Consider the following 25,103-nt stretch of genomic DNA (forward strand, 5'->3'; position numbering starts at 1 on the left):
TACAGCGGCGGACTTGAACCAGCTGATTGATGACCGAAACCTTGGCCTATACAGGCTGCCGCGCACGCCCGACCGAGCGTGGTCATTTCCCTGTGAGGGCCCACGAATCGGTGCGCTGAAGTGGACAGTCGCGGCTGATGCACCCATGAATCCTGGGTGCCCGATAACGGGAGCAGCCCCGGCACAGGAAACACTTATCGATATCTGGCCTTGGAGATCGAACGGCATGAATCCTCCAGCCCGCCGATTCTCCCTCTATCTATGAGAGCCGAACCACGACGATTTCGCAACCGCCGAAGTCCTTGTGCACAAACGCGGCCAAAGGGCAGTTGCGACGACCCGTGAGAAGCGCTCCGAGCCATAGTTATTTCTCTTGCCAGCCGCCGCTGCAAGGGTGGCGCCACGACCACGTCAAGTCTCCCATCCCGAAGGATGGCGCCGCGCTGTCGGTACAGACAGGCAACCCTCATTGGCTCGCCTCCGCCGCATATCGCTCACACCCTGACCACAATCACGGGAGGACTCCCATGCACAGCTCTGCGTCCGATTCACCGAACCGTGCGGACGCGACGGAAGTAGTGGTCGCGACGGATGTGCCGCGTGCGCACCCGTTCTTCTGGGCCGTGCTCATTACCGCCGCGACTGTCAGCATCATCGGCAACGCCACGCAAGCAATCCTGCATGGCACCGCTGTTCCCGTTGTCGCCGCTGCCGTCGCCGTCATACCACCGTTGGCGTTGCTCGCCGCTGTGCACGGGGTGTCGGTCCTGGTCCGCGCCGACACCGGAGCCCGCGCAACGCACATCGTCGCAACAGCGATGACTGCGCTGATCGCGGCGGGCGCCTTCTGGTTGTCGTTCACCGCGTTGAGGTCGTTGGCGGTAACGGCCGGCGTACCTGGCAAGGAGGCGTGGCTGTGGCCGCTGATCATCGAAGGCTCGATGGCACAGTCCACCGTCGCGCTGCTCGCACTCGCGCATTCCTCCAACAGTGCGCACGCGAGCGTGCCCAATGTCCCGGCCGCTCCCGCGGATGAGCCGATGCTCGAACGCGTGCGCACGCCGCTCGATTCATCTGCGCCGGTCTTGGCGGACTTCGCGGCGCTGGCAGAGCTGTTGTGCGCACGCGATCCTGCCAGGCGCCGCGATCCGCGTGTGGTCGCGCACGCATTGAAACGCCACCACAACGATGGCTGGAGTCCCACCCAGATCGCCAACGAACTGAACAAGAGCCGCTCGACTATCAGCCGCATCCTCTCCGACGCGGCCGCCACACAAGCAATGCACGACTCACCGGACAGCTCGCAGACCGCCAGGGAGTTGTGACCGGCGCCAGCGCCTGCCGAATCAAAGAGGCTGTGGCATCAATCGGCTCGACATACCGCCCACCGTGTCGGATTATCGAAGGAGTCTTCGTGACAGCATCACCATCCGCGCACACGGCAGGTGTGCCTGTCGCCCAGGGAGTTCCGATCGACGTCGACTTGAGCTGTCCGCACTGTCACCAAATTGACCTGGTGCAAAGCGTTCCAGCCGTATACACCAACGGCATCTCCTCCAGTTTCGGCACCGGCACCCACTCCGGTATCGGCGTGGCCTCCACAGGGCTGGTACCCGTTATCGGCACGGCCTCGATCGACCGCACTCACGTGACGATGCTGGCCGCCAGCCTGGCACCCGAGCCCGCGCTGGAGTCGACCACCCGACTCACGATCGTCGGTCTGCTCGTACTGATTCCCGCATTCTGTATGACCGTGCCGTTGGTGGGCGCTACGGCGATGGGAGACCCGGGCATGTCCTTGGCGACCTGGGTGGTCGGGCTTCTGTTCTTCATCGGCCCGGCAGCTGCACCCGGCGTGGTCACGCTCGGCATCCCCGTCGCCCGCGCCCGCTCCAACAGACGGATAGTCCGCGGCCGGGCGAAGGCGCACGCCGTCTGGCGGAGCGCGGTCTACTGCCACCGATGCGGACTGGTCTTCTGGCCCTTCTCCCCAGCGCCTGGCATACCTGCACGGCAGGCATTCTTCCCGGAGAAGTTCCGATCGCTGGGCTGGAGGGCCGGAGGCTACCTCAGAACCTGAACCAGCCCGTCGCCACAGCTCGGGGAGGGCGTACGGCGCCTTCTGGGCAGACTCGTCCGATCGGAGTCTTCAGACGACTCCACCCACTCCCGAATCACCTCTACTACCAGGTGTTCCAATGTCTGGACCGGTGCTGCCGGGCTGCTGATTCGATGCTTCGGTCAGGTCGATGGGCCGTTGACCGGTTGCCTGGCTCGCGGCGGCGTCACTGGTGTGAGCCGCACGCGCAGCCGCCAATAGCTGGCGGACGTGTTTCGGGGATGTCTCGAGGAGTTCACTGATCTCGGCTTCGGTCAGCCCCTTCTCATGCATGCGCGCAGCTGCGGCTGCTTGCCGGGCGTGGTGTGCGGCTTTCTCCCGGCCGGCGCGTTCCTCGACCGCTCGTATCCGCTGCTGGAGTGCGGCCACTTCGCTGACGAGTTGGGCTTCGCATTCGGTGATCGCGTGCCATTCGGCGATATAGGTCGTGATCGCGGCGTGTATCACGCGTTCGCGTTCCCGTACTTCGTCTTTGCGGCGGCGCTCGCGTTCACGTGAACGTTCGAGTCGTTGGATGAGTTCGGGGGGACGCGATGTGCGCGACGAGCGTGTCGGCTTCGACGACATGGGCATGGCCTTCCGCCGTGACCGGCCTGCCTGTTCTCCCGCCACCAATAGTACCCATGCTCCCCGGCCTGCTGACGAACAGATATGGCCACGAACGACTCTGAATGGTCCCGATCTCCCATGTCGGTCTGTCGGGCCGCTGCTTGCGCCGTCAGCGCCTCATCTCTGAAAGGACATTTGATGCAAGTCGATCTGGATTGTTTCTTCGTGCCCGCGCGGTTGATCGCGTCTGTTCCGGGTGCGCTGGGGTACTGGCCGCGCCGACGTCTGGTGTTGCTCATGACCGTAGCGCCGGCACCGGATGAGCAGCCCCAACGGGTGCAGCCTCTATTTGTCACTTGGCCGTTGGAGGTGCCGTCGGCCACCGCGTTGGCCGACGCGCGGCGTCTGGCCACGAACGTGAACGCCTCCGCTGTCGCTGCGCTCATTGTCGACGACCGGCTCGCCAGCCCCGATTCCGCCGAGCTGGGCTCGGCGGCGCATCGTGAACTCGTCGATGCGTTGGTCGAGGGATTCGATGCCGGTCCGCCATCATTGGTCGCGGTCTGGGGTATCAGCGACATCATCGCCAGCGCCGAATGGTTCACGTTGTGTGGTTCACCCGAGCGCGGTCTAATCGGGGACCCGTTGCATGATCCGGCCACGCGCGAACGTACCGAGCGCGGCCAGGAGGTGCAATCCAGCCGGGAAGCAGTGGTGCAATCTCTGGCACCTGACCGCCAGCTGATCGAGCAAATCCGCAAGCACAACGCCTCTGCTGGTGACCCCGATTCTCGCGTACCGGGGCGCCGGCGATCAGCAGCGCATGACGTATCGGAGCATTCGGCTCGGCAGAGTCTGCGTGCGGCGCTCGAGCTGCTCGGCTGCTGCCAGGACGAACGTCGGTTGAGTGCTGTGCAACTGGCTTGCTTGGCCGGGTTGATCGCCGATAGCAGCGTGCGCGATTGTTTGTTCGCGGTAGCGAACACCGCCCGCGCCGCGGTGGCTGAGGCGACGTGGGTGATGCTCGTTCGCGGGCTCACTGGACCCGACCGGGCACATGCAGCCGTCCTACTCGCCTACTTCGCCGCTGTCCGGGGCGATACGGTCCTCGCGTCGATCGCCGTCGGCATCGCCCTCGAGGCCGGCCCTCACTACGAGATCGCGGTCCTCCTGGATGCAGCGATCGAGATCGCGATCCCACCGCAGAAGCTGCTGCGGTTGGCCCACAAATCGGCACGAATAGCAGCCGCCCTGGGCGTCGAGATCCCCCAGTCGTCGGCCTGACACGCCGGCGGAACGCCCTGGCCGGACCCACTCCCGTTAACGAACAGCTCGTCGCCTGCCCCGACACGTGGCCGGGCGAGTCTGAACAGCTGTCTACCGCAAGGAGTTACGTCATGAAGTTCGACATCAGACCAGACCGGGGCGCAGGCCGACGCCGGGGTGGGCACCGACTGCGCCGCCGCACAGCTGCCCTGCGTGCCGGGCTGGTCCGCTGGCGCGCCTACAGTCACATTCCGGCACAGCTCGAACTCACCGTGGCCGAGCAGCGGTGGCTCCGCGTCGATGCCTGGATCAGCACGATCGACGGGGCCGCCGTGGTCCAGGTCGACACCAGCGCGCTCGACCAGGCGCGGCGCTGCCGGGTCTACGTCAACGACGGCGCCGTCTATGACGCCGTGCCCAGTGACGCAGACCACGACACCGGCCGGCTCGCCGACGACCTGACAGAGCTCGGCCGCGGTGAACGCGTCAACCTCGCCCGGGGCCTGGCTGCTGCGCGCACCCGACGGCCCGACCTGCCCGAATGGCCCTATCACGATGTCGGCGCCGACGATCTCGGCCGAGTCTGGCCCCTGATCACCGTCGATCAGATCGCGCACTGGGCGGGCACTGCCTTGACCGGCGATGAGATCGACCGGGTCGCTCGGGCGATCCCGAAGTCCTCGATTCCCAAGGCGATCGGCGACATCGTCGCGGCGATCACCGCCGACCGGGCAGGTGCGCATAACCAGCACGACGCGGCAGCCGAAGCGGGCGAAACGGCCCGCTGCAGTCTGCCACAACGAGGGGAGTGATATGGGTCTGCGAACACCGCCACGATCGATCATCGAAGCGTTCGCTGGCTTGTTCGGTGCGGCCGGCGCCGAATTCGCCAGCACCATGGACGTCACCTTCGACCAGTTCAACTGGGCCGAGGACGAGATCCACGGTGCGCAGCGGCGCCATCGCCGTCACCGTGACGTGCTGCATCACAGCTTCGGGCTCTTGGCGCCGACCCATGACCTGATGAGCCGGGAGTTCGTCTACCGATCGCACTGTCGTGAACTGCTCGACCGGGTTGCCGCTTGCTCCGACACCACGCTTGCGACCGCGGCCGAGGTGGCGCTGTCGCTGGTGCAGGCCAGTCACTCAGCTCCTTTGAACACCGTCGCGTTCGGGCTGTATGTGCGCATGTGGAAGCTCGCCGGGTTTCCGGCGCTGGATGCGCTGGGATCTGTCGAGGTCCACTACGAGGCGATCGCCGCCTCCGAGATCGACGATCTCGAGAACTGGACCCGTCAGAAACTCGCGGTCCGCGACCGGACCCTGACCGGCATCGCCTGCCGCGGCCGTCACCACGACGAACCCGTCACCTGCCGATTCGCACACCCTACCGACCGCCCCGCGGCGGCCTGAGACAAAAAGTCAGGCAACGGCCCTGAATGCGAGCGCGAAACCCGCAGTCTCGCTGGGGGCGCCGCCTGTAGGCCGCGCAAACCGCGCCCGCAGGCGCGGAATTTCCAGTTCCCGCCTGAACACCAGCGGCCTCGACTGGCACTCACAGTCGTCGGCGCCCCGGGGGTGATCTGGCCGGGAGTAGGCCAGCTGTCCGGCCACCGCACGGGCGATCGTTCATCATCCCCACAACGCCTGTGCCGGGTTGCACCACGCTGTTCGACCCCCCGTGCTGCAGAGTTCGGTCGGCGGTCGAGGCCCTCTGAGAGGGACGTATCTGCGGTCATCCCAAACATCTACGAGCAGGAGGTCGATGGTGGGCAAGTTGTCTAAACGCGCGGCTGCTGCGCATCGTGAGGCGTGCGCGTTGGTGGCGCTGCGGCGCGAGTTGTGTGAGGACGAGAAGTTGTTCGTTCTGGCCAACTTTCAGGAATCCAGTGTCAGCGGTCAATCCGCGGTGGGGGCGTTCTTCACTCCGGCCAGGTTGGCGCGCGATATGTCGATCGAGGTGGTGGGTCGTCGTCTGATCGATCTGGGGGCGGGAATCGGCCAGCTGGCGTTCGCGTGCCGAGATCTGTGGGGCCGGGCCAACGGCGAACCCGTTCGGGACCTGGTGTGTGTGGAACGCAACCCTGTGTTCGTGCGGGTGGGCCGGAAGGTGCTGCCCGAGGCGCGGTGGTTGTGCGGTGATCTGTTGCGCGCGCACCTGGAGCGGATGCCGTTGTTCGACACCGCGATCGCCAACCCGCCCTTCGGCGCGGTCGCCCGCAGCAGCGATGCTCCGGGCTATCATGGGCCGCGTTTCGAGTACCACACGATCACGATCGCAGCACGGGTGGCTCGCCACGGCGTTTTCCTGATTCCGCAGTCCTCGGCTCCGTTTCGCTACAGCGGCCAGCCTCGGATGCACGACGGGTGCGCTGATGCGGAGTGCCAGCGTTTCCACGCCGCCACGGGCATCACCCTCGATCCCAGCTGCGGAATCGACACCAGCGGCTACCGCGACAACTGGCACCACCCGACCGTCGCCACCGAAGTCGTCACCAGCGACTTCACCACCCTCGCCAGCGCACACGAGCCTTCCCCGCCCGCGACGCCAGAGTCCTGGGCCGCCTGAGCACGAGTGCGTAGCCAGCTAGCACGCTGGCCGCGATTGAGTGCGCCGGCTTCACTGCGATCTGATCGAGGAGACCCGTGGTTATGGATGTTCATGAGCCTGTCGAGGTTTCGGTCGGCGACGGCCGCGCCTACCGCGTGCGCTTTCTACGCGATCCGGACGCCGAATGCCCTCGCAGTTGGGACGGCAATCGCGCGCTGCTGATGAGCCGAGATGGGGGTACCGCCGTGAACGAGATCGCGGCGAGCAGCGCGCCACACGCGCGAGCGGTGGCGCATCTCCTCGATCAGCACGACGGGGATTGCGATGCGGTGGTTCGTGGCTACGCGATGTGGCGGGCCATCACGGGCAGCCCGTACCGGCTGTTCGTCGGCAGCGGGTATGCCACAGCCTGGCAATCGGATTGGCTGGTCTGGTACGCGCTGGCCGAGAACGTCGACATCGCCCGCGTCGAGGTCGACATCTATCGGCAATGGCTTGCCGGGGAAGTGTTCGGCTGGTGTCTGACCGGGCCCGACGGCGGCCAGGTCGATTCCTGCTTCGGCTACTACGATTGCGAGGCAGCCGATGCCGACTGGCGCGCCGCACTGCGAGCCCACGAGCGTCAGTTGTGCCGGCAGGCCAGCGCGGCCGGCACAGGCGTGATCGGTGTCATCTGAAACATCGTGCCGGATGGTGCCCCTCGATGCAGTCACGTCTGGACCATCGGGCGCCGGCGGCGGCGCAGCCGCTGGCCGATGATTCGTTCATGTGAGGTGAAGCCACAGAACGGTTTCGTGGTCCCGAAGGACGGCGCATATCCACGATGTGCGGACCAAGCCGCTCCTGGTCTGCAGATTCGAGCCTGGATCGAAACGCCCGACTGCACTCCCGTCCTGGCGACCCGGATTCGGTCGGATACGAAGCCACGTACTGAGGTGGCGTGGGACCGGGCGATGGTTGGGTCGCTACCGGCCGATGGTGCGTACCGGATTCCGCGGAGGTTCCATACGGGGGCATACCCGGTGGCCAGCGCCCCTGAGCCGCCGCTATTCGCGCCGGCGCGGCGATCGGGTCAACATCCGCGAACTGGCGACCAGCAACCGCGGATGGTGGCTGAAGTACCCCGCACTGATCCGCCCCGAGATGCAACGCCTCTACGGACTCGAATACGGCGCCCACAGCATCCGCGCCAACAACCGCCTCCTCATCCCCGGCCTGCTGCAATCCGAGGGATACGCGCGGACCATCATCGGCGCCAACACCATGATCCGGCCGTTCGAAGTCGAGCGGCATCTCGCCGTGCGGATGCAGCGGCAAGGTCGGCTCACCGATGACGACTTGCTCCACCCCGTTGCCGTATTCAGTCAGGCGGCCCTGATCCAGCAAACGAGAGGCCCTGCAGCCCTGCGAGAGCAGTTGAATCACCTCATCGAGCTACTGGGGGGCCGGCCGGACACCATCCAAGTCCGAATCATCCCGTTCACCGCAGCGGAAGGCACCGCCCTTGGCGGCTCGACCTTCCATCTGCTGGACTTCGACACCCCACCAACAGCTTCTTACGCTCGGATGGTCCGAGACCCCGACGAGGGCAACCATCATCGAGGACGAGAGCGAGGTCAACAAGCTCGCCTATGCGTTCGAAGCCGCTCTCCGGCAGACCCTTAGTGCAGCCGATTCGCTGGCCCTCATCAAGGACTACGCGCGTGGGTAAAGTACTGGATACGAACGCTTGCGAACCAGCAGCGTCCGGGTCCACCGGCTGGTAAAAGGCCAGCTTCTCCGATCACGGAAATGCGTGCGTCGAGGTACGGTTCGAGGGCGAGGAAGTACTCATCCGCGACAGCAAACATCGGGGCAACGAAGCCCTGCGGCCGATCATCGCCGTCCCTGCCCACGCCTGGGTCAAGTTCCTCTCGATCGCCACCGGCGACGCAACCGACCACCGCACCACCCTCGGCGTACCGAGCATCCATCCGGAAGTACGCGAGACGAGCGAACAATATGGATTGACAACTTACTAGGACCGACCGCCCTGTCGTGTTGTCAGCGTCGGATCGTGGAGGGATCCGAATCTCTTCGCGCCCTTCAGATCCGGTTGATCCCGGCGACGAGCGTCGCGATTCCCGACACCAGCAGCCCGGCCATCAGCAGCGTCGCACCCAGCCAGACGCTGACGATCATCCGGTTCGGCCGCTGCGGTTCGCGGCCGAGCACCGAGAGGAAGAAGCCGAGCGGCATCAGGATGGCGGCAGCCAGGACGGCGATCGCGCCGCCATCGGCCCAGCCGCTGCTCGCACCCGTCGCGTTGCCGAGGACGGCCAGCAGCAGGCCGAGCATGACCAGCACCCCGGCATGCGCGTGGCCGGCGCGGAAGAACGATTTCTGCAAGTCGTTGGTGTCGTGAGCGCCGGTGAAGACGCGGAGGAGGAATGCGCCGCCGAAGGCGATGGTGACCACCGAGAGGATGGTCGCCCCGAGCAGGATGCTCATGAACGGCGAGATCAGCGAGGTATTCATGACTGCTTTCTGATGTCGAGAATTGGAGGAGGAGCGGGCTCGATGCTGATATCCGAGTTGGAGGCCCGCACCGAAGTGACGGCGGCCCTTGGCCGCGGTTCCTCCTGTGTTCGAAAGTGATTGTCGGAAACGAACTCAGATCCATCGCCGGCGCGCTGTGAGTCAGCGAGCCGATGAGGACGGCATCTATCAACTGGGTGGGCTGTGATCGGCGGGCTCTCGGGTAAGCGGCGGCGGGTGTCAGCCTTCCGGGTGTCCGTCGTAGACGCCGATTTTGTACTCGGTGATCTCCAGCGCCAGGCCGAGCTCACGGATCTGCCGCATGATTCGGTGTTGCTGGTCGAGCATGATGCGGCGGCGTTCGGGGATGCTGCTCGGGCCCTGCTCGACGAGCAGGATGTAGCGCTTGAGATCGGCCATGGTCATGCCCGACACGCGCATCCGGGTGAGGAAGACGAGGCGGCGCAGGTCGAACGCGGAGTACTCGCGGTACCCAGAGGCATTACGAGCCGGCCGCACGAGTCCCTCCTGCTCGTAGTACCGGAGGGTGTGCGCCGACAGGCCGACGAGCCTGGCCGCCTCGGCGACACTCGTCGGCCTCGCCGAGTCCTCGATCGTGGCATCGTCGAGCAGCCCGTGCAGCGCAGCGATCGGCGACGAGGATGGCCCGTCGCTGGCAGCGAGGATGCGTTCGATCAGCGCTTCAGTGGCCATGGCCGACAACGTACGGCGATCAGAACGCGCGCACCGCGGGCGGCAGGCCCGGGAAGTCTGCCGACTCGCTCACCGACGCCCATTTCTCGACGTCGTCGAGTGCGCCGCGGTACACGCGGGTGAGATTGCGAACCGCCTCGGCACCGAGCGGGAGCCGGAGCGGCGCCTCCGGGGTGTCGAGCATGTCGCGGATCACCTGGGCCGCGCGTACCGGGTCGCCCTCCTGAATGCCGTCGGCCTCGGCCATGTTCGCGCGCACAGCACCGATCGCATCCTCGTAGACCGAGCTCTGCTGGGCCGTGTTGAGCACGTCCGCTGCGTTGAAGGCGGTGCGGAAGCGACTGGGCTCGACGATGAGAACGCGGATGCCGAACGGCGCGATCTCCCCCGCGAGCGCCTCCGACCAGCCCTCGAGCGCGAACTTGCCGGCCGAGTAGCTGCCAACGGCAGGAAACGACATCCGCCCGCCCTGGCTGCTCATCTGCACGATCGCACCCGAACCACGCTCCCGCAGGTGGGGCAGCACGGCACGAACATAGGCGGCCGGACCGAACAGATGCTGCTCGAGCATGGCCCGTAACGCGGCATCAGTGATCTCTTCGGCCGCGCCGACCTGTCCGGCACCGGCATTGTTGACCAGCACATCGACGCGCCCGAACACCCCCAGCGCCCGCCGCACGACCGCGTCCGCTCCCGATGTGTCGCGCACATCGTGCTCGATGGCGAGCAGCCGTTCCCCATATCGCGCCTGCAGCCCGTCGAAGCGGTCGATCCGGCGCGCGGTCCCGACCACCTGCTCGCCGGCGGCGAGTGCCGTTTCGGCGAGCGCCAGGCCGAGACCCGAACTCGCGCCGGTGATTATCCATGTCTTCGTCTCGCTCATCTCGGTCATGACTCCGACGCTAGGGCTTCGAGCGCGCTCGAAAGCAAGCCGTGCTCGGGCTCGGGAGGCGACGAGCGGTCCGCCCGCTCGATCCACTGGGCGACTATCTCGGTCTCGGCGCAATACACGCCGGGCAAGCGCGCCGCTGCGTTCGGCGATATACCGGCGCAGGTGGCAGTCGTCGGCAAGTTCGCGGAACGCGACGATGCGGCCGACGTCCGTGATCGTCGTGGCGCACACGAACTCGGGAGGCGTGACAAGCGCATTCGCGGCATCGCCGAGCGCGCCGGGGTGCCCATCATTTGCCGAACCCGGCGGGCAGCACCGACAGATCGAAGGCGGCCGCGATGGCGCGATGCCCCGCATCGTTGAGATGCATACCGTCGTTGTCGAATTCGGGGCGGATGAAATTCGGCCGGGCCGGGTCCTCTACCGCCGCGGCCACATCGAACACGGCGTCGAAGACATCGGTGCCGCGCAGCCAGTCGTTCAGTTCCCGTCGCACCGGAATGCCATCGGCGATATTGAGTCCGGGGTAGATCGCGCCGCCGAACGGGCCGATGGTGTTGATGTAGATCGGCAATCCGGCCTCGTGCGCCAGCTCGGCCAGTTCGGTGTAGCCGGCGATCATGTCCGCGGCGGTCGCGGTGTGTTCGTCCAAGATCAGGTCGTTGATGCCGAAGTTGGCCCACACCGCCGCGACACCCGGCACCGACAGGACATCGCGCGCGAACCTGGTCAGGCCACGCTCACCGATCTGATCGGTGAGCAGGCGATTTCCGCCGATGCCCTGGTTCACCGCCCAGCCGCGATGTAACCGCTCGTTGAACTGGTCGACCGAGCGCCGGTTTTCGCCGTGCGAGGAGCCGACGCCCTCGAACCAGGAATCTCCGAAGGCGACCAGCACCGGGGGCGCATCTTCGGCGAGTACGTCCACCCCGGTGAGGAAGAACCGCGAGGTGCTTTCCTCGGCGTCCGACAGCGCCTGCGCGGTGACCTGATCACCCGGCACGATCCACGCGGTATCCACCGGCATATGGGCGAAGGCGGCGGGCCCGGTGGGCTCGGGCAGATACAGGCTCAGCGCCAGGTGCGTCCCGGCGGCCACCGGCAGGTCGATCGGATCGCTGACCACGTCGCCGAAGGCGGGCACCCGCACCCGTGCGGAGCCGGCGAACCGGACCTCGGCAGCAGTCTCGGCGACGATCTCGTTGCCGGCCTTGCGTTCCGCCACGGCAGCCGCGCCGATGACCAATTCCCGATCCGAGTAGCGATTGGTCAGCCGCACCCGCAGCTGCTGCCCGCCGCCGGCCAGGCGCACCACCTGTCGCAGGGTCTGCCCGGCGAATGCACGCGGCTCGGCGAGCCGGATCTGCTCGGCCGGATTCACCAGCGGCGCACGGAATCCGGCCACCCAGTGTTGCGTCGACATCGAGAACCTCCATTTAGTTGCTGCGCGGAATATTGCGTAGGCAAGAACCTAGAGCGCATGTATTCCTCGTGTCAACTATCCTCGCGGAAACTTCTTGGTTTAGGCTGCTCACGTGGACACCGAAAAACTCTTCGACGATCCGCGACTGACCGCCGTCGGCCTGCTCTACGAGGCGCACGACGGGCTAGTCGCCCGCCTCGAGGCCACCTGGAAGAGCAACGGACTCTCCGGCCTCGATCTCAACGCCCTGATGCGCCTGAGCCGCTCACCGGGCCGCAAGCTGCGCATGACCGATCTGGCCACCCAGACCAACCTGTCCACCAGCGGCGTCACCCGGCTGGTGGACAGGTTGGAGCGCAACAAATTCGTCCGGCGTGAGCCAGACCCGCACGACCGCCGCAGCTCCTACGCCGTCCTCACCGCCGCCGGCGCCGCCCGTGTGGCCCAGGTGCTGCCCGCCTACCTCGAGGGTGTGGACAGATGGTTCACCAAACTGCTCACCCCGAAGCAGCTCGCCGACCTCACCGCGAGCCTTCGCATCATCCGTGACGCCACCGCGCCGGGCGCGGCTCAGGTCTCGGAATAGCCGAAACCGGTTCCCGCCTCAGCAGTTTTGGACGGCAGTGTTCAGACTTATCCGGAGGCCGTCGACTTCGCCGAGCCAGCCGCGTTCGGTGGCTTCGCGGAGCTGGTCGTTGAGGTTGACGACGATGGCCGGCAGCCGCAATTCATGGTTCGGGTCCGGGCGCAGAACTGGGCGCAGATGCAAACATCCTCATGACGGCAGGTCATAGGGGCTCACAACCGTTTTCGGTTAGATGTGCAGGGTGTTCGTTCATCTCGATGCGGGCTGTTGTCCGCGTGCCTGCCAGACGGTGCCTCGGCGCTCGTATTCGACGGGAATGCGCTGTGGCTCGCTCGAACTGTGGCACCGTACTTGCGCGTTGCATGCCAAGAGCTGAAACAGAGGCCGCAGTGTCCGAATGTCGTTAGCTCGCATAGCATGCGAATCCGCGCAGGTACTGCCCTGCTAGAGCATCTGGCTCTCGGTACGGGCTCGACCAATCCCACGGCGGTTGCCCCAATGGGCGGCGGCTCGACCGGAACCGAGTGTGCCGCGCGGTTCGTCGCTGCGGACCTACCGCAGTCAGATCGACAGAAGGGTCCAGTACCCCTGCCCGACAGGGTAACTCGGTCACCATTCAGTGTTGTCGAGACAGCCTTCGGCGCGGCGCAGCCGGTCGGCCATGTCGACCAACAGTTGCTGGCTGCGTAGCGACAGGTCGACGGCAATCCTGAGGAGTTGGCGTAGTCGCTGGTCGGCGAGCTCTGCGCAAATGGCCGTGTCCGAGCGAGTCTCGTCGGGCCGGTCCGGGTGATAGAAGTAGGCGGCAGTGACGCCGAACACCGTGGCCAGTGTCTGCACCACCCGAGAAGAGGGATGTTGCCGATGCCCGTTTCTGAGCTGCGAAACATACGTTGCCGATAGCTTGCAACCCACATCGTCGAGCAGCTCGACAATATCTTGGTTACCCAGATGCTGGCCGGTTTGATGCTCCCAAGCGGTGAGCAACGCAGTGAAACGGTCACTGAAGCTCGCCCCCTCGACCAACCCCGACCTCCTCAACACCCACACCACCACCTTCATCACCGCTTACCCGGTACGGCGGCGGAAGATGCAGACCCGAACTGTAGCGAGTGTTGAGCAAATGTCCAGCAGGCTCGCCGGTCTCGCACGGCTGGCCCTTGGTGTTCGCCACCTACCTCGACCGGACCTTCGGCGCCCCGAGGCCTCGGCGGAAATCGTCGCCGCTCACGCCAGCTCTCACGATCCGTTCTGGCGTTCGCTGCGCTGGCCGCCTGTGGGGATAAACCCGGTGCCGAGCCCACCAAACGACTGGCCGAACCACACCGGCTAGTCGCCGCCGGAACCCGCTGGTATCTCATCGCTTTCGACAACGACCGCGGTGACTGGCGAACCTTCCGGCTCGACCGCATCACCACCGTGCACCGCACTGGCGTCCGCGTGCCCGCCCGCGAACTGCCCGACGGCATGGACGCGGCCGCCTGGCTGACTCGATCACCGCGCCGTACGGCCGGTGTCCGTCAAGCCCGCGTCCTGCTGCACGAGCCCCTCACCCACGCCCAACACCGGCTCAGCGCCCGCCAAGGCATCCTCGAACCCGCCGACGACAACACCTGTCTCCTCACCACCTACCCCGACACCCCCGAATACCTCGCCGCCCAACTCGCCGTCCTCCCCATTCCCTACACCCTGCTCGACCCACCCGAACTCGCCCCACTACTACGCCGACTCGCCGAACGAGCCATGGCAGCACTCCCCGACGACCACTGATCCGCCGCGAACCAACCCCAGCCGACGAGAAGGGACCCCACATGATTCACCTCACCTGCATCGCTATCGACGCCGCTCGGCCGCCGGTGCTGGCCGAGTTCTACTCCGAGCTGTTGCGCCGGCCATCTAGGAGTGCAGCGAGGAGTACGCGATGGTCGGCGACGGGCACACCACACTGTGCTTCGGCGCCGTCACCGGCCACACGCCTCCGCGCTGGCCCGCCACCCGCGCACCCCAAAACGCGTCCATCTCCACCTCTCCGTCGACGACCTGACCAGCGCCATCGAGCGCGCCGTCCAGCTCGGAGCCACCGTGCCCGACTTCCAGCCCGGCCGCGCCCCCAACTGGGAAGGCCAGCCGCCCTGGCAGATCGTTCTCGATCCTGAAGGGACGCCGATCTGCCTCAACCCGAACCCGCAAGAACCCTCCCTCCGGCTCACCGCTGACGCCCGCTCCATGACGTCCGGCAATACGGCGGGCCGGTCATCGCAGGGAAGGGAGCGTTCGATGGCAGCACACAGTGATCGCCGTAACGACCACACCACGGCGACCGGTGTCCGGCCGGGCAGCGAGATCCGGTTCGCATTCACGATCCCCAACTTCGGAGATTTCGCCGAGTCCCGCTTGCTCGCCCGCTGCGCTCACACTGCCGTGCAAGCCGGGTGGGACGCCGTTCTGGTTTGGGACGCACTGGTCGGCGAGCGGCGATGGAGCACTCGCAGCGCGGATCGCTGGATCCTGCTGGCCTGCGCGTGCATGCTCACCTCCCGTATCCGCCTCGGCACCCCTGTCACCCCGCTGCCGCGCAGCCGAATCCGGAGGCCGGCCAAGGAAATCACCAGCCGTACTCCCCTACCACCAGTACATTCTGAGGTGCGCTGGGCAATCCCGCCCGACGCCGGGCATTTCGAGCACTTCGATTCACGCCCGGCCGCCGTAGCCACCGTTGAGGACTTCTTCACCAGCCACGACTGACCGCCGCCCCGACCGAGTGCCGCGTGTGAGCGCGGGGCCCAGTCACATCGCGGGCGTGCGAATCCACTGCGACGTGGTGTTGTCCCTCGGCTTGGTCGAAGGACCTGCGTCACCGGGGTCGGCCCTGGACGATCCGGCGCGGTACCGCAGTCCCCTATGTGATTCGGGGCTTCGGGTTCAGGCGGTAGCCGGGTCGGTGGGTACGCCCGGCCACCAGTCGAGGGCGGCGGTCGGTGCGTCGGGGTCGATGGGGATGCCGACCGGGTTGACCCGGGCAACGTGGCCGTCGGGTCGGACGAATGTGGCGTCGCACACGGGAACCGCGCCGAATGCGGATAGTTTCCACGTGTTCATCGTGAGCGCGGGGTCGAGGCGGACGTCGAGGTAGTCGACGCGATCGGCCCACCCGGTTGCGGAATTTGCCCAGCTCGGCCCCGAAGTCGCTGCCCCTCTCATGCCTCCGGCCGCCAGCAGTCCAGCGTCGTCACAGGGCAGGGCGGAGACACTGGAAACGATCAGGCGATGAGCGGTCTCGGTTCGAAAGCGGTGTCGAGATGCTCCTCTCGACCTTCGCCGGTCGATAGACCCGCCGCGACGGCGGTGACCCATAGGTACTCGACCCGAGGCCGCACGGACCGCGCTCCGTGGCAGCACGGTATCCGCTGATCGGCCAGCCGGAAAGAATTCTTCGTGACCAGCATTCGCTGGATCATTCGCCCGGCGGCATCGGCGCCGGAAACAAAGGAGATCACGATGAAAACCACCATGAAACGTGTCGCAGTGGCAACGGTTTTGGCTGCGCCATTGATGATGTCCGGTATGGCGCTGGCGGCGGCCGCGCCGTCGGTGACTCCGGGGCCGCCGCTAGCGCCGTTCGACGGCACTGTCAGCGCACCCGCGGGAGAGGTCTGGTCGTGCCTGGTCACCGCCCCCGGGTTCGGATGGACTGTCGCGACCAGCGTCCCGGCACCGCTGGTGACGGCACCGCCCGCGGCAGCCCCGGGAGCAGTGTCGGGATGGTGTGTCGGGCTACCGGGGCTGATCGCACCCCTGACCGGCAGCGTGGCCTGATCGATCGTTGAACACCCGGTATCGCACCGGCATACCGTGCCGGGTGTTCACGCGTTCGCCGAGCGCAGGTGCTCGAGGACCGCGAGCACGCGCCGGTGGTCGTCGGGTTCGGGATGCAGCCCGAGTTTGACGAAGATCGCCCGCACATGCGCCTCGACGGTGCGTTCGCCGAGGAACAGGGCCGCGCCGATCGCCTTGTTCGATCGGCCTTCGGCCATCAGTGCGAGCACTTCCCGTTCGCGTTCGGACAGTCCGTCGATCGGGCGCTGCTCCCGATGCGGGCGAGCCACCATACGGCTGATGACGCTCGGGTCGATGGCGCACCCGCCGTCGGCGACCCGACGCAGATCACCGACGAATTCGTCGATGTCGGAGACCCGATCCTTGAGCAGGTATCCCAGTCCCGCGGTGCCGGCCGCGATCAGGCTCGACACGTGCTCGGTCTCGACGTACTGGGACAACAGCAGCACGGCGGTGCCGGGAAAATCGCTGCGGATGGCCATCGCCGCATCGATGCCTTCGGTGGTGTGGGTCGGCGGCATCCGGATGTCGACCACCGCCACCGTTGGCCGATGCTCGTCGACCATGCGCAGCAGCGTCGGCGCGTCACCGGCTTCGCCGACCACATCGATGCCCTCATCCCGCAACAGCCGCACGACCCCGCCCCGCAGCAGGGCCGAATCGTCAGCGAGCACGACCCGCAGCGGAGTATCGCGCCGCTCGGGCGAGGCGCGCAGCGAGTCGAATCGCGTCGGATCGGCGTCCGTCGACACGGCGTCGGGCACGACGGCCGGTTCGATCCCGAGTGCCTCGGCGGCAGCGGCCACGAATGCTCGGCAGGTCCGATACCGCTCCCCGGGTGTTTTCGCGAGCGCTCGGGCCACCACGGGGTCCAGGCGCGCGGGAATGCCGTCCCGGCCCCGGCTGGGCCTGGGGATCGGGCCACGACTGTGGGCCTGCCACAGTTGCGCGAGGCTGCGGCCGGAATACGGCGGGCGGCCGATGAGCAGCGCGTAGAAGGTGCACCCGAGCGCGTAGATATCGCATCGATCATCGATGGCGCTGTCGCCGAACTGTTCCGGCGCGGCGTATTCCAGGCTCGCGACGAACATGCCGGTGCGGGTCAGCCCGGTGGCGTCGTCCAGCGCTTTGGCGATGCCGAAGTCGGCGAGCAGGACGCGTTCGGGTTCGTTCGGGCCCGGCGGCGGACCGAGCAGGATATTCGCCGGCTTCACATCGCGGTGCAGCACACCGCGGTGGTGCGCGTAGTCGAGTGCCCGCCCGATCTCGCTGACGATGTGCAGCGCCCGCCCCGGCCGTACCGGCCCGGTGCGCACCAACTCGGCGGCGGTCGTGCCCGGCACGTACTGCATGGCGATCCACAACCGGTCCGCGACGTGCCCACGGTCGTAGACGGCCACGATATTCGGATGCTCGAGCCGGGCGGCGTGGTCGGCTTCCAGTTCGAAGCGCGCGCGCAGGGACTCATCGACTGCGGGGCCGGTGTGCAGGACCTTCAACGCGACCTGGCGCGGCAGGTGCGGATGCGCCGCGAGATACACCGTCCCCATGCCGCCGGTACCGAGCAGCCCTTCGATCCGGTATCCCGCGAAGAGGCTGCCGGTCGTCAACTGCCCGGTCTCCATCGCCAACCACCATCCTTCACGGCGGCCCATCTCCATTGAACTACGTTCGCGCAGGTCGGGAAACCGCCTGCCGGGCCGGAGTCAGGACGTCGGGTCGGGGTCCACGGGCAGGACGGCGGTGATCCGGGTGCCCCCGCCTGCCGGGCTGTCGACAGTGAGCGTGCCGCCGAGTGCGGCGGTGCGATCGCTCAGGCCGCTGAGCCCGCCGCCAGGGGCGATGACGGCACCGCCGACGCCGTCGTCGGCGATGACCAGCGACAGGGCGGCACCGTCGCAGCGCAACTCGATGGCGATCAGCCGCGCCGCGGCATGCTTACAGCTGTTGGCCACCGCTTCGGCGGCGATGAAATAGGCCGCGAGCTCGACGCCGGCCGGTGGCCGCGACCGCAGGCCGTCGTGGATCTCGACCGGCAACGGGGCACGCTCGGCCAGTGAATGCAGCGCCGCGGCGATGCCACTTTCGGCCAGCACCGGCGGATACACCCCGCGGGCGAGCTCACGTAGTTCGGTCAGCGCCGTCGCAAGTTCGGTGGCGCCGTCGGAGAGCAGTGCGCGCAACCGTTCACCATCCGGGGCGCGCTGGGCGCGCCGCAGCAACAGTTCGGCGGCGACCAGGCGCTGCTGCGCGCCGTCGTGCAGATCGCGTTCGAGGCGCCGGCGCTGGGCGTCGCCCGCGGTGACGATGCGTTCCCGGGACCGGCGCACCTCGACCAGTTGCGCGCGTAATTCCTGTTGTAGCCGGGCATGTTCCAACGCGAGCACGGTGGCTCCGCGCACCGCGGCCAGCAGCTCCGGCTGGGCTCGCAACGTCTCGTCGTAGACGAGCGCACCGACCGGAACTCCGTCACGTTCAAGCACAGTCGCCGCCCGCGGACCGCTCCCGCGCGGCAGCGCGCGCGGTGACCCGTGCTCGTCCACATAGGTGCCGCGCTCGGAGTCAAAGGTCCACAGCACCAGTGTGGGGTCGCGCAAGGCGCGTCGCAGCGCGCCGACGAAGCTCTCCTCGATCGGGGCGTTACCGATCTCGACCATCGCGTCACTGATGGCGGCCTTGGCCAGCCGATACCGGACCAGACCCCAGACGACGGCGATCGGCAGCAGCGCCGTGGTCGGATACCGCAGGTCATTGGCCCATCCGGCCTGCCAGCCCGGGAACCGCGCGGCGCCGAGCAACAGCCAGATGGTGACCGCCGCCGACAGCAGACAGGCGACCGCCAGTGGCGTATACCCCGCGCGAAACGCCGCCGAACCGGCCCACCAGCGATACCCGATCACCCCGAGCAGCGCCGCACCCATGAAAAGGGCGAGCGCGCCCGCGCCCAGCTGGATCGGCTCGGCCAGGGCCGGCACATCGCGGATGAGCAGCAGGTTGATCGAGGTGGATGGGTAGGTACTCGGGGCGAGCCGAGGATCGAAGAACAACCATTCGGCCGCGACGCCGACCGTCGCGAGCAGCCAGGCGGCACCCACGAACCAGCGCTTCCAGCGGCGACGCAGCCGCCCGGACGGGAAACCGAGGACCATCTGGATCAATACCGGCAGATACAGATTGGTGAGCAGAACCCCGGCCGTGAACAGCACCGGGTCACTCGCGCGACGGATTCCGCCCAGCAGCCACAACACACCGGCCACCGCGATCAGCGGTCCGGTGAGCATCTCCGGCCGGGTGCGCCATGCCAGAGTCCCGGACACCACGAACGACAACCCGGCGCACAGGAACAACCCGAGCTCGACCACCCCGAACACCGGCGGATTCGGGCCCTGCGCCGCCACGAACGCTTCTCGCGGCCCCAGCAGCAAAGCCCGCGCCGGATCGTGGACTGCCCGATCGGACCAGTCCACCGCCACAATGACGGCGACCCCAACCGCCACAGTGGCAACCACCGTCACTACCAGCGCCCGACGACTCATCGCCCGTCCTACCATCACCCGGTCGACATCCAGTCTTGCCCACCTGGCAGCCACGCTCCACCGTGCAGGCACCGAAATCTTCCGTGCGAGCCCGGGTATCCCGCTCCGTGCGACCAGCACCTCGGCGACGGTCTCGATCCGCCCGCGCAGCGAGAGACTTGCGAAGCACGAGCGGCACTCGCAGCCCGCCGCATGCACGCAGGCATTTACGTGCCACCCCGGCCAGGAACCCGTGCCAGCACGGAGGACCAGCGACGCGTCAATCCACACACTGGGTTGCAGCACATTTCGGACTCCCCAGGAGAAATCATGAACGCCAGAATGCTCGGAACCCTCGCCACCGCAGTCGCCATCGCAGCCGCGCCGATGCTGCTCACCGGCCCATCGGCCGGGGCCGCAGCGATTGGATTCGACGCCGTCGGCGGGCGGGAGAAGGTCAAGATCACCGTCCACGCCGACGGCGCCGGCGCCGAGGACTGCGCACTCTATCTCCGCGACGGCGGGATCCAACACCCCAGGTTCGACGTACCCGCCAACACCTCACGGTCCCAGGTGTACCCGGTGCACGAGACCGGGCAGGTGTGGATCCAGGTCTACTGCGACAGACGCGTTGACGGGATGAACGTCGAAATCCTCCCGGCAAACCCGCTGCTGGACGCCGTGGACGCCGCCCTCGCCGGCGCCGGTAGCTCGGCATTGGTGACCGATCCAGCGATGCGTTGACCGTCTGCCCAGCGGGGCACGATCGGCTCCGACAGTGCTCCGCGGCGACGCTCAGCGCGGACCGACCAGCACCACCACCCACAACACAGCCAGCGACGAAAAAGACTCGCGCAATGCCCGCGTATTCCGCCCCAGGACGCAGGTGCTGGCTACTCTGGGTAGGAAGCTGACAGACCGACGGTCGGCTCTGCTGTGCTCGGCGACATTCCTACCAAGGAGGATGCGGTGGTCAGCAGCTCGAAGTCTCGGCGCGGCAGGGCCGCAGCCGCGATCGGTTCGGTTACCGCGACCGCGATGGCCGCCGTCACGCGTACGGCCGAGTCCTCGGCGTCTTCGCGCGCAATCGATTCGGCAGCCGGTGATCTCGAGGTGCAGGCGTATGTCTACACCTATCCGCTGGTGTCGGTGGAAGTGAGCCGGCGTCAGGCGACGAACTACCCAGTGCCGGATCCCAGCATCGGAGCGGCGCCGATGAACCAGCTGGCTCATCTGCATTTCCTGCCCGGCGCCGGCTTCACCGACGTTGTGCGCCCGAACGTCGACACCGTGTACACGTCGATGTTCTTCGATGTCTCGACCCAGCCGCTGGTGGTGAGCGTGCCGGACATGAGCGGGCGTTATCACCTGTTCCCGATCATGGACATGTGGTCGAACGTCGACGCCTCCGCTGGTCCGCGCACGCTCGATGACCAGCATGGCTATCAGTTCGCCATCGTCGGCCCGGACTTCGCCGGTACCCTCCCCGCCGGTGTGCACGAATACCGCCTGCCCACCGACACCGGTTGGATGATCGGTCGCATCCAAGTCGACGGGCCCGAGGACCTGCCCGGCGTCATCGCGCTCCAGGACCGCATGAGCGCGGTCCCACTCGGCTCCTACGGCAGCCCGTACACCCCGCCGACCAATACCGAGATCCACACCGACTGGCAGCGGGTGCAGGTGGCCGAATACATTCACGACCTGACCCCGCAGCAGTACTGGGACCTCTATTACGCGGCGCTCTCACACGCCCAGACGCGCCCCGGTGACGAAGTTCTGCTGGCGGAACTGGCCTCGATAGGCTGGCGCCCCGACACTGCGCTCAACCTCGCTTCCCTCCCCGAGTCCGAGCGCACGCGCTGGGAACTAGCGTGGCCGACGGCGCTGTCGCAGATCGAGAGGGATATGGGTAACACGACGGTCAACGGCTGGACCGTTTCCCGTACCGGCGTCGGCGACTACGGCACCGCCTACGCCGACCGGGCGGTGGTGGCCTACGCCGGGCTCGGCGCGAACCTGCCACAGGACGCCATCTACCCCTCGACCCGCCTCGACGACACCGGCGCCCAGCTGAGCGCGGACAACAACTACGTGCTGCACTTTCCCGCCGACCAGAAACCACCGGTCACGGGTTTCTGGTCCCTGACGATGTACAACGACAGCGGCTTCTTCGTCGACAACCCGATCAATCGCTACGCCGTGCGCGGGGAACATCTGCGCGCCAACTCCGATGGTTCACTGGACATCCATATTCAGCGCGAAACCCCCGGTACTCCAAGAGAATCCAACTGGCTTCCCGCGCCTGCCTCAGGTGAGTTCAATCTCATGCTGCGCCTGTACTGGCCCGACCAGGCCGTCATCGACGGCAACTGGAACCCGCCCCCGGTGACCCGCACTGACCGTTAGCTCGAATAACGGCGCGGCCCGAGTTGGCCGCTCCTGCGCCAGGGTAGCCACGGCCGAACTCTCCGCCGGCAACCTCCGGGCCACGCGTCGCGTCCTGGCAGGCGTCCTCGCGGCCATGCGTGACCACTCGAGGAGTCGCTGTCCTGGTCGGTGGGATGCTAGCCACGCCTCGATTACGCGTCGTTCCATCGGCGGAGTGACGGGGCTCTCCCCGGATACGGCCGGGGGCGGTCGGCTCAGGCGTCCGCGGCGAGGATCCGGTCCACGGCGTCGGCGAGTCCGGACAGGCTCTGGGCCGATTCCGGCAGAATCGCCGACTCCCAGCCCGGACCGCCGACGAATACCCGCGCACCGGTCGCGCCCGCGGCGCGAATCGCCGAGATCAAAGCGGTCGACTCCTGCTGGGACCACAGCACGACGGCGGGCGGGCGATCGGTGCGGGCGAGCGTATCGGTGAGCGCCGCCGTCGGAACGTTCGCGCCGAGCATCCGCACCCGCACACCACGTTCGGCGAGCGCGGCGCGCAGCGCTTCCAGCGGCAGCACATGGGTTTCGCCGCTGGTACAGGCCAGCACCGCCGACTGCGGGCGCCGCGCGCCGACGGAGGGCGGCAGGTAGGTGTGCAATGCGGCGGTGATCGACCACGACAGCAGATGCTCGACGTCGACGCAGCCCTCGCCGCCCAGCTGACGTGCCACGATCTCGGCGAATGCGGGGCGGCACAGCAGTTCCCAGGTGTCGATGACGCCGAAGGTTTCCAGGTGTGTGGCCAGCAGATCGGCCATGGCATGGGTGTCGAGTTCGAAGGCCGCGTCTAGCAACGCGGCCCAGCCGCCGCGCTCCGGCGCGGTGCGTTTGCCCGCGATGGAGGCCGCCGCACTCGACGGGCTCGCGCCCGCGCGGATCAGCGCGAGCATCTGCTCCAGCAGGGCGATATCGGATTCGCTGTAGAGACGATGACGCCCTGGCTCGCGGGCGGGCCCGATGCCGTACCGCTGGTTCCAGCTGCGCAGTGTCGCCGTCGGGATGCCGAGGCGTTCGGCGACCACCCGCACCGGATAACCGGGCGAGTCGGGAGCGGGAGGCGGGCCGGCGAGCATGCAGATCATTCTGCCCCGACGACGCGTGCGGCTCGCCGCCCGAGAGCCGCACGCGCGAGGCCCGGAGCGCACCGCGCGGTGCCATCGCGGCCATGCACCCGGGCAGGCGAGTGAGATCAGCCCACTAAGCCCGGCGAGCCAATGTGCTCCATGCGTCGTTTATGCATCGTTTTGTGCTAGCGTTGATGGAAACCGGACAGAAGCCGAGGAGTTGCGGATGCAGACGTTCACCACGGCCGGACGGAATCGGATGGCGATCCTGCTGGCGGGATTCGCGACATCATCACCCGTTTCGGCGAATCGGTGACCGCGGTGGATCCGGCCGCCTTGCGCCCCTCCGGTGGCGGCGATCATTTCGCGGTCTTCACCCCGTATTCCCGGCCTTGGATCGACGACCACCGCCGCGCATTCCCGCACCCACCCATCTCACGACACCAACCGTGCCCACCGACCAGCTACCGGCCGTTGCCGAACTCTGTCGAGAACCCAGCTCCCCGCAAGTGCACGTCGGCGGCGCAACCACCGGACGAAAGCTGCTGCACCAGTCGGTCTCTGGCGCTGTGCGCGACTGCGACCGGCTCAGCGACGCGCTCGACGCCGACGCCACCTCCCACCTGTCGCCCTATCTGCATTCGCACCCTCGATCCGCTACGGCAGGCCGCCCGCTTCGATCCCGACGGCGATCACGTCCGGCGCTGGATACCCGAGCTGCCCGGCGCCGCGATCCACCGTCCCTGGCGTCACGGCGTCGACCTCGCCCGCTATCCCGCACCGATCGCGGAGTGCGCGGGCATGTGAAGAACATCGGCAGTTGCGACGGACCCCCGCCGCCCGAGGAAAGTTGGTGAACGACATGAGAACTACCAGAGCCGCCTTGGCTACCGCTCTGCTCGCCTTCGCCGTCACGGCCGCCGCGGGATGCACCGATGACGAATCGGACTCCTCATCGCCGGCGACGACGACGGAGGCGATGCAAACCACCATGACGCCGGGCACCTCGATGCCCGCCGGCGATCCCGCCGCCGGATTGGTGGGGCCGGGCTGCGCGTCCTACGCCGAGCAGGTGCCGAGCGGACCGGGCTCGGTCCAGGGCATGGCCGCCGAACCGGTGGGCGTGGCCGCGGCGAACAATCCGTTGCTGACCCAGCTCACCGCGGCCGTATCCGGGCAACTGAATCCGCAGGTCAACCTGGTCGACACGCTCAACTCCGGCGAGTTCACCATCTTCGCCCCGGTCGACGAGGCCTTCGCGGCGGTCGATCCCGCCACCATCGAGACGTTGAAGACCGACGCCCAACTGCTGACCACGGTGCTCACCTACCACGCGGTGCCGGGCCGGCTCTCGCCGGACGAGGTCGCGGGCACCCATAAGACCGTTCAGGGAGCCGAGGTCACCGTCACCCGGTCCGGTGAGGATATTCAGGTCGGTGATGCCGCGGTGATCTGCGGCGGCGTGCAGACCGAGAACGCGACGGTCTACCTGATCGACGCGGTACTCATGCCGCCCACGAACTGACCCTGGTTACCGCGCGGCACCGATCGGGCGTTGGGGTTCTCTTCTCACTCGATGGCAGCTCACTGGGTCGTTGGGGAGAAAAGGAATCGCAGGATCGCGCTGTGGTTCG

At 67.2% G+C, this 25,103-nt stretch carries 28 protein-coding genes and 2 pseudogenes; 17 read left to right on the forward strand and 13 right to left on the reverse strand.

Annotated features, from left to right (window positions below):
* Nucleotides 1-341: 341 nt before the first annotated feature.
* Nucleotides 342-1,325, forward strand: coding sequence for a DUF2637 domain-containing protein (locus AC5W7N_RS29860; RefSeq protein WP_194989627.1), 984 nt, complete (start codon nt 342-344; stop codon nt 1,323-1,325).
* A gap of 89 nt (nt 1,326-1,414) precedes the next feature.
* Nucleotides 1,415-2,080, forward strand: a complete 666-nt coding sequence (locus AC5W7N_RS29865) for a hypothetical protein (protein WP_495922495.1) — start codon at nt 1,415-1,417, stop codon at nt 2,078-2,080.
* Between the two features lie 69 nt (nt 2,081-2,149).
* Here AC5W7N_RS29865 and AC5W7N_RS29870 read toward each other — a convergent pair whose 3' ends face one another.
* Nucleotides 2,150-2,686 (reverse strand): hypothetical protein, encoded by a 537-nt coding sequence (locus tag AC5W7N_RS29870; RefSeq protein ID WP_194989625.1) that lies wholly within the window; start codon nt 2,684-2,686, stop codon nt 2,150-2,152.
* A gap of 84 nt (nt 2,687-2,770) precedes the next feature.
* On the opposite strand from AC5W7N_RS29870, the gene AC5W7N_RS29875 reads away from it, so the two are divergent.
* The 7 genes and pseudogenes from AC5W7N_RS29875 to AC5W7N_RS29905 form a co-directional block, all read left to right on the forward strand.
* Nucleotides 2,771-3,952 carry a DUF4192 domain-containing protein gene (locus AC5W7N_RS29875; RefSeq protein ID WP_495922497.1) on the forward strand — a complete coding sequence of 394 codons (1,182 nt, stop codon included), beginning with the start codon at nt 2,771-2,773 and terminating at the stop codon, nt 3,950-3,952.
* A gap of 113 nt (nt 3,953-4,065) precedes the next feature.
* Entirely contained in the window at nt 4,066-4,746 is a 681-nt protein-coding gene (locus AC5W7N_RS29880) for a hypothetical protein (RefSeq protein ID WP_495922499.1), read from the forward strand.
* Between the two features lies 1 nt (nt 4,747).
* Entirely contained in the window at nt 4,748-5,347 is a 600-nt protein-coding gene (locus tag AC5W7N_RS29885) for a hypothetical protein (protein ID WP_194989622.1), read from the forward strand.
* Nucleotides 5,348-5,699: 352 nt separating this feature from the next.
* Nucleotides 5,700-6,503, forward strand: coding sequence for a class I SAM-dependent methyltransferase (locus tag AC5W7N_RS29890; RefSeq protein WP_495922501.1), 804 nt, complete (start codon nt 5,700-5,702; stop codon nt 6,501-6,503).
* Between the two features lie 227 nt (nt 6,504-6,730).
* Nucleotides 6,731-7,162, forward strand: coding sequence for a hypothetical protein (locus AC5W7N_RS29895; RefSeq protein ID WP_194989620.1), 432 nt, complete (start codon nt 6,731-6,733; stop codon nt 7,160-7,162).
* A gap of 298 nt (nt 7,163-7,460) precedes the next feature.
* Nucleotides 7,461-8,150, forward strand: a complete 690-nt coding sequence (locus tag AC5W7N_RS29900) for a DUF5753 domain-containing protein (RefSeq protein WP_495922503.1) — start codon at nt 7,461-7,463, stop codon at nt 8,148-8,150.
* Between the two features lie 161 nt (nt 8,151-8,311).
* A pseudogene (locus AC5W7N_RS29905) lies at nt 8,312-8,506 on the forward strand (hypothetical protein); the annotation flags it as partial.
* A 64-nt stretch (nt 8,507-8,570) separates the two neighbouring features.
* Here the strand turns inward: AC5W7N_RS29905 and AC5W7N_RS29910 are convergent.
* From AC5W7N_RS29910 to AC5W7N_RS29925, 4 genes are all read right to left on the reverse strand, one after another.
* Nucleotides 8,571-9,002, reverse strand: a complete 432-nt coding sequence (locus AC5W7N_RS29910) for a hypothetical protein (protein ID WP_495922505.1) — start codon at nt 9,000-9,002, stop codon at nt 8,571-8,573.
* Between the two features lie 240 nt (nt 9,003-9,242).
* Nucleotides 9,243-9,716, reverse strand: coding sequence for a MerR family transcriptional regulator (locus tag AC5W7N_RS29915; protein ID WP_495922507.1), 474 nt, complete (start codon nt 9,714-9,716; stop codon nt 9,243-9,245).
* A gap of 19 nt (nt 9,717-9,735) precedes the next feature.
* Nucleotides 9,736-10,965: an SDR family NAD(P)-dependent oxidoreductase gene (locus tag AC5W7N_RS29920; protein ID WP_324197298.1), complete on the reverse strand. Its 1,230-nt coding sequence runs from the start codon at nt 10,963-10,965 to the stop codon at nt 9,736-9,738.
* Nucleotides 10,898-12,031: a GDSL-type esterase/lipase family protein gene (locus AC5W7N_RS29925; RefSeq protein WP_495922509.1), complete on the reverse strand. Its 1,134-nt coding sequence runs from the start codon at nt 12,029-12,031 to the stop codon at nt 10,898-10,900. The genes AC5W7N_RS29920 and AC5W7N_RS29925 overlap by 68 nt, the downstream gene beginning before the upstream one ends.
* Before the next feature lie 112 nt (nt 12,032-12,143).
* On the opposite strand from AC5W7N_RS29925, the gene AC5W7N_RS29930 reads away from it, so the two are divergent.
* Nucleotides 12,144-12,617, forward strand: a complete 474-nt coding sequence (locus AC5W7N_RS29930; RefSeq protein ID WP_194989616.1) for a MarR family winged helix-turn-helix transcriptional regulator — start codon at nt 12,144-12,146, stop codon at nt 12,615-12,617.
* An 18-nt stretch (nt 12,618-12,635) separates the two neighbouring features.
* Here the strand turns inward: AC5W7N_RS29930 and AC5W7N_RS29935 are convergent, their stop codons facing one another.
* Entirely contained in the window at nt 12,636-12,800 is a 165-nt protein-coding gene (locus AC5W7N_RS29935; RefSeq protein WP_194989615.1) for a hypothetical protein, read from the reverse strand.
* A 426-nt stretch (nt 12,801-13,226) separates the two neighbouring features.
* On the reverse strand, nt 13,227-13,682 hold the full coding sequence (locus AC5W7N_RS29940; RefSeq protein ID WP_195007132.1) for a helix-turn-helix transcriptional regulator: 456 nt from the start codon (nt 13,680-13,682) through the stop codon (nt 13,227-13,229).
* A gap of 246 nt (nt 13,683-13,928) precedes the next feature.
* Here AC5W7N_RS29940 and AC5W7N_RS29945 point away from each other — a divergent pair.
* Both AC5W7N_RS29945 and AC5W7N_RS29950 read left to right on the forward strand, forming a co-directional pair.
* Nucleotides 13,929-13,979, forward strand: a pseudogene (locus AC5W7N_RS29945) (hypothetical protein); the annotation flags it as partial.
* 57 nt (nt 13,980-14,036) lie between these two features.
* Nucleotides 14,037-14,387, forward strand: a complete 351-nt coding sequence (locus tag AC5W7N_RS29950) for a WYL domain-containing protein (protein ID WP_495922510.1) — start codon at nt 14,037-14,039, stop codon at nt 14,385-14,387.
* Between the two features lie 126 nt (nt 14,388-14,513).
* Here AC5W7N_RS29950 and AC5W7N_RS29955 read toward each other — a convergent pair whose 3' ends face one another.
* A complete protein-coding gene (locus tag AC5W7N_RS29955) occupies nt 14,514-14,636 on the reverse strand; it encodes a hypothetical protein (protein WP_495924265.1) in 123 nt (40 codons plus the stop codon).
* Between AC5W7N_RS29955 and AC5W7N_RS29960 the strand changes: the two genes are divergently transcribed.
* Complete coding sequence (locus AC5W7N_RS29960; protein ID WP_495924210.1) at nt 14,601-15,362, forward strand: VOC family protein; 762 nt, start codon at nt 14,601-14,603, stop codon at nt 15,360-15,362. The genes AC5W7N_RS29955 and AC5W7N_RS29960 overlap by 36 nt on opposite strands.
* Nucleotides 15,363-15,539: 177 nt before the next feature.
* Here the strand turns inward: AC5W7N_RS29960 and AC5W7N_RS29965 are convergent, their stop codons facing one another.
* The 4 genes from AC5W7N_RS29965 to AC5W7N_RS29980 all read right to left on the reverse strand — a co-directional run bounded on the left by AC5W7N_RS29965 (nt 15,540) and on the right by AC5W7N_RS29980 (nt 19,990).
* On the reverse strand, nt 15,540-15,971 hold the full coding sequence (locus AC5W7N_RS29965) for an aromatic-ring hydroxylase C-terminal domain-containing protein (protein ID WP_462747236.1): 432 nt from the start codon (nt 15,969-15,971) through the stop codon (nt 15,540-15,542).
* On the reverse strand, nt 15,878-16,288 hold the full coding sequence (locus AC5W7N_RS29970) for a hypothetical protein (protein ID WP_195007131.1): 411 nt from the start codon (nt 16,286-16,288) through the stop codon (nt 15,878-15,880). Before AC5W7N_RS29970 ends, AC5W7N_RS29965 begins: the two co-directional genes overlap by 94 nt.
* A 192-nt stretch (nt 16,289-16,480) precedes the next feature.
* Nucleotides 16,481-18,079, reverse strand: coding sequence for a protein kinase domain-containing protein (locus AC5W7N_RS29975; RefSeq protein ID WP_228815376.1), 1,599 nt, complete (start codon nt 18,077-18,079; stop codon nt 16,481-16,483).
* 81 nt (nt 18,080-18,160) lie between these two features.
* Nucleotides 18,161-19,990, reverse strand: coding sequence for a sensor histidine kinase (locus AC5W7N_RS29980; RefSeq protein ID WP_194992504.1), 1,830 nt, complete (start codon nt 19,988-19,990; stop codon nt 18,161-18,163).
* A 309-nt stretch (nt 19,991-20,299) separates the two neighbouring features.
* On the opposite strand from AC5W7N_RS29980, the gene AC5W7N_RS29985 reads away from it, so the two are divergent.
* Together AC5W7N_RS29985 and AC5W7N_RS29990 are read left to right on the forward strand one after the other, a co-directional pair.
* Entirely contained in the window at nt 20,300-20,713 is a 414-nt protein-coding gene (locus tag AC5W7N_RS29985; RefSeq protein WP_194992503.1) for a hypothetical protein, read from the forward strand.
* Between the two features lie 225 nt (nt 20,714-20,938).
* Complete coding sequence (locus tag AC5W7N_RS29990) at nt 20,939-22,378, forward strand: DUF1254 domain-containing protein (RefSeq protein WP_194992502.1); 1,440 nt, start codon at nt 20,939-20,941, stop codon at nt 22,376-22,378.
* A gap of 236 nt (nt 22,379-22,614) precedes the next feature.
* Here the strand turns inward: AC5W7N_RS29990 and AC5W7N_RS29995 are convergent, their stop codons facing one another.
* The gene (locus AC5W7N_RS29995; protein ID WP_195007129.1) at nt 22,615-23,478 is read right to left on the reverse strand and encodes a MerR family transcriptional regulator; all 864 of its coding nucleotides are present in this window, start codon (nt 23,476-23,478) and stop codon (nt 22,615-22,617) included.
* A gap of 312 nt (nt 23,479-23,790) precedes the next feature.
* Here AC5W7N_RS29995 and AC5W7N_RS30000 point away from each other — a divergent pair, with 312 nt between their 5' ends.
* On the forward strand, nt 23,791-24,276 hold the full coding sequence (locus AC5W7N_RS30000) for an FAD-binding domain-containing protein (RefSeq protein WP_495922905.1): 486 nt from the start codon (nt 23,791-23,793) through the stop codon (nt 24,274-24,276).
* A 55-nt stretch (nt 24,277-24,331) separates the two neighbouring features.
* Entirely contained in the window at nt 24,332-24,994 is a 663-nt protein-coding gene (locus tag AC5W7N_RS30005) for a fasciclin domain-containing protein (RefSeq protein WP_194992023.1), read from the forward strand.
* Nucleotides 24,995-25,103 lie beyond the last annotated feature (109 nt).

The sequence above is a fragment of the Nocardia sp. CDC519 genome (assembly GCF_059509835.1).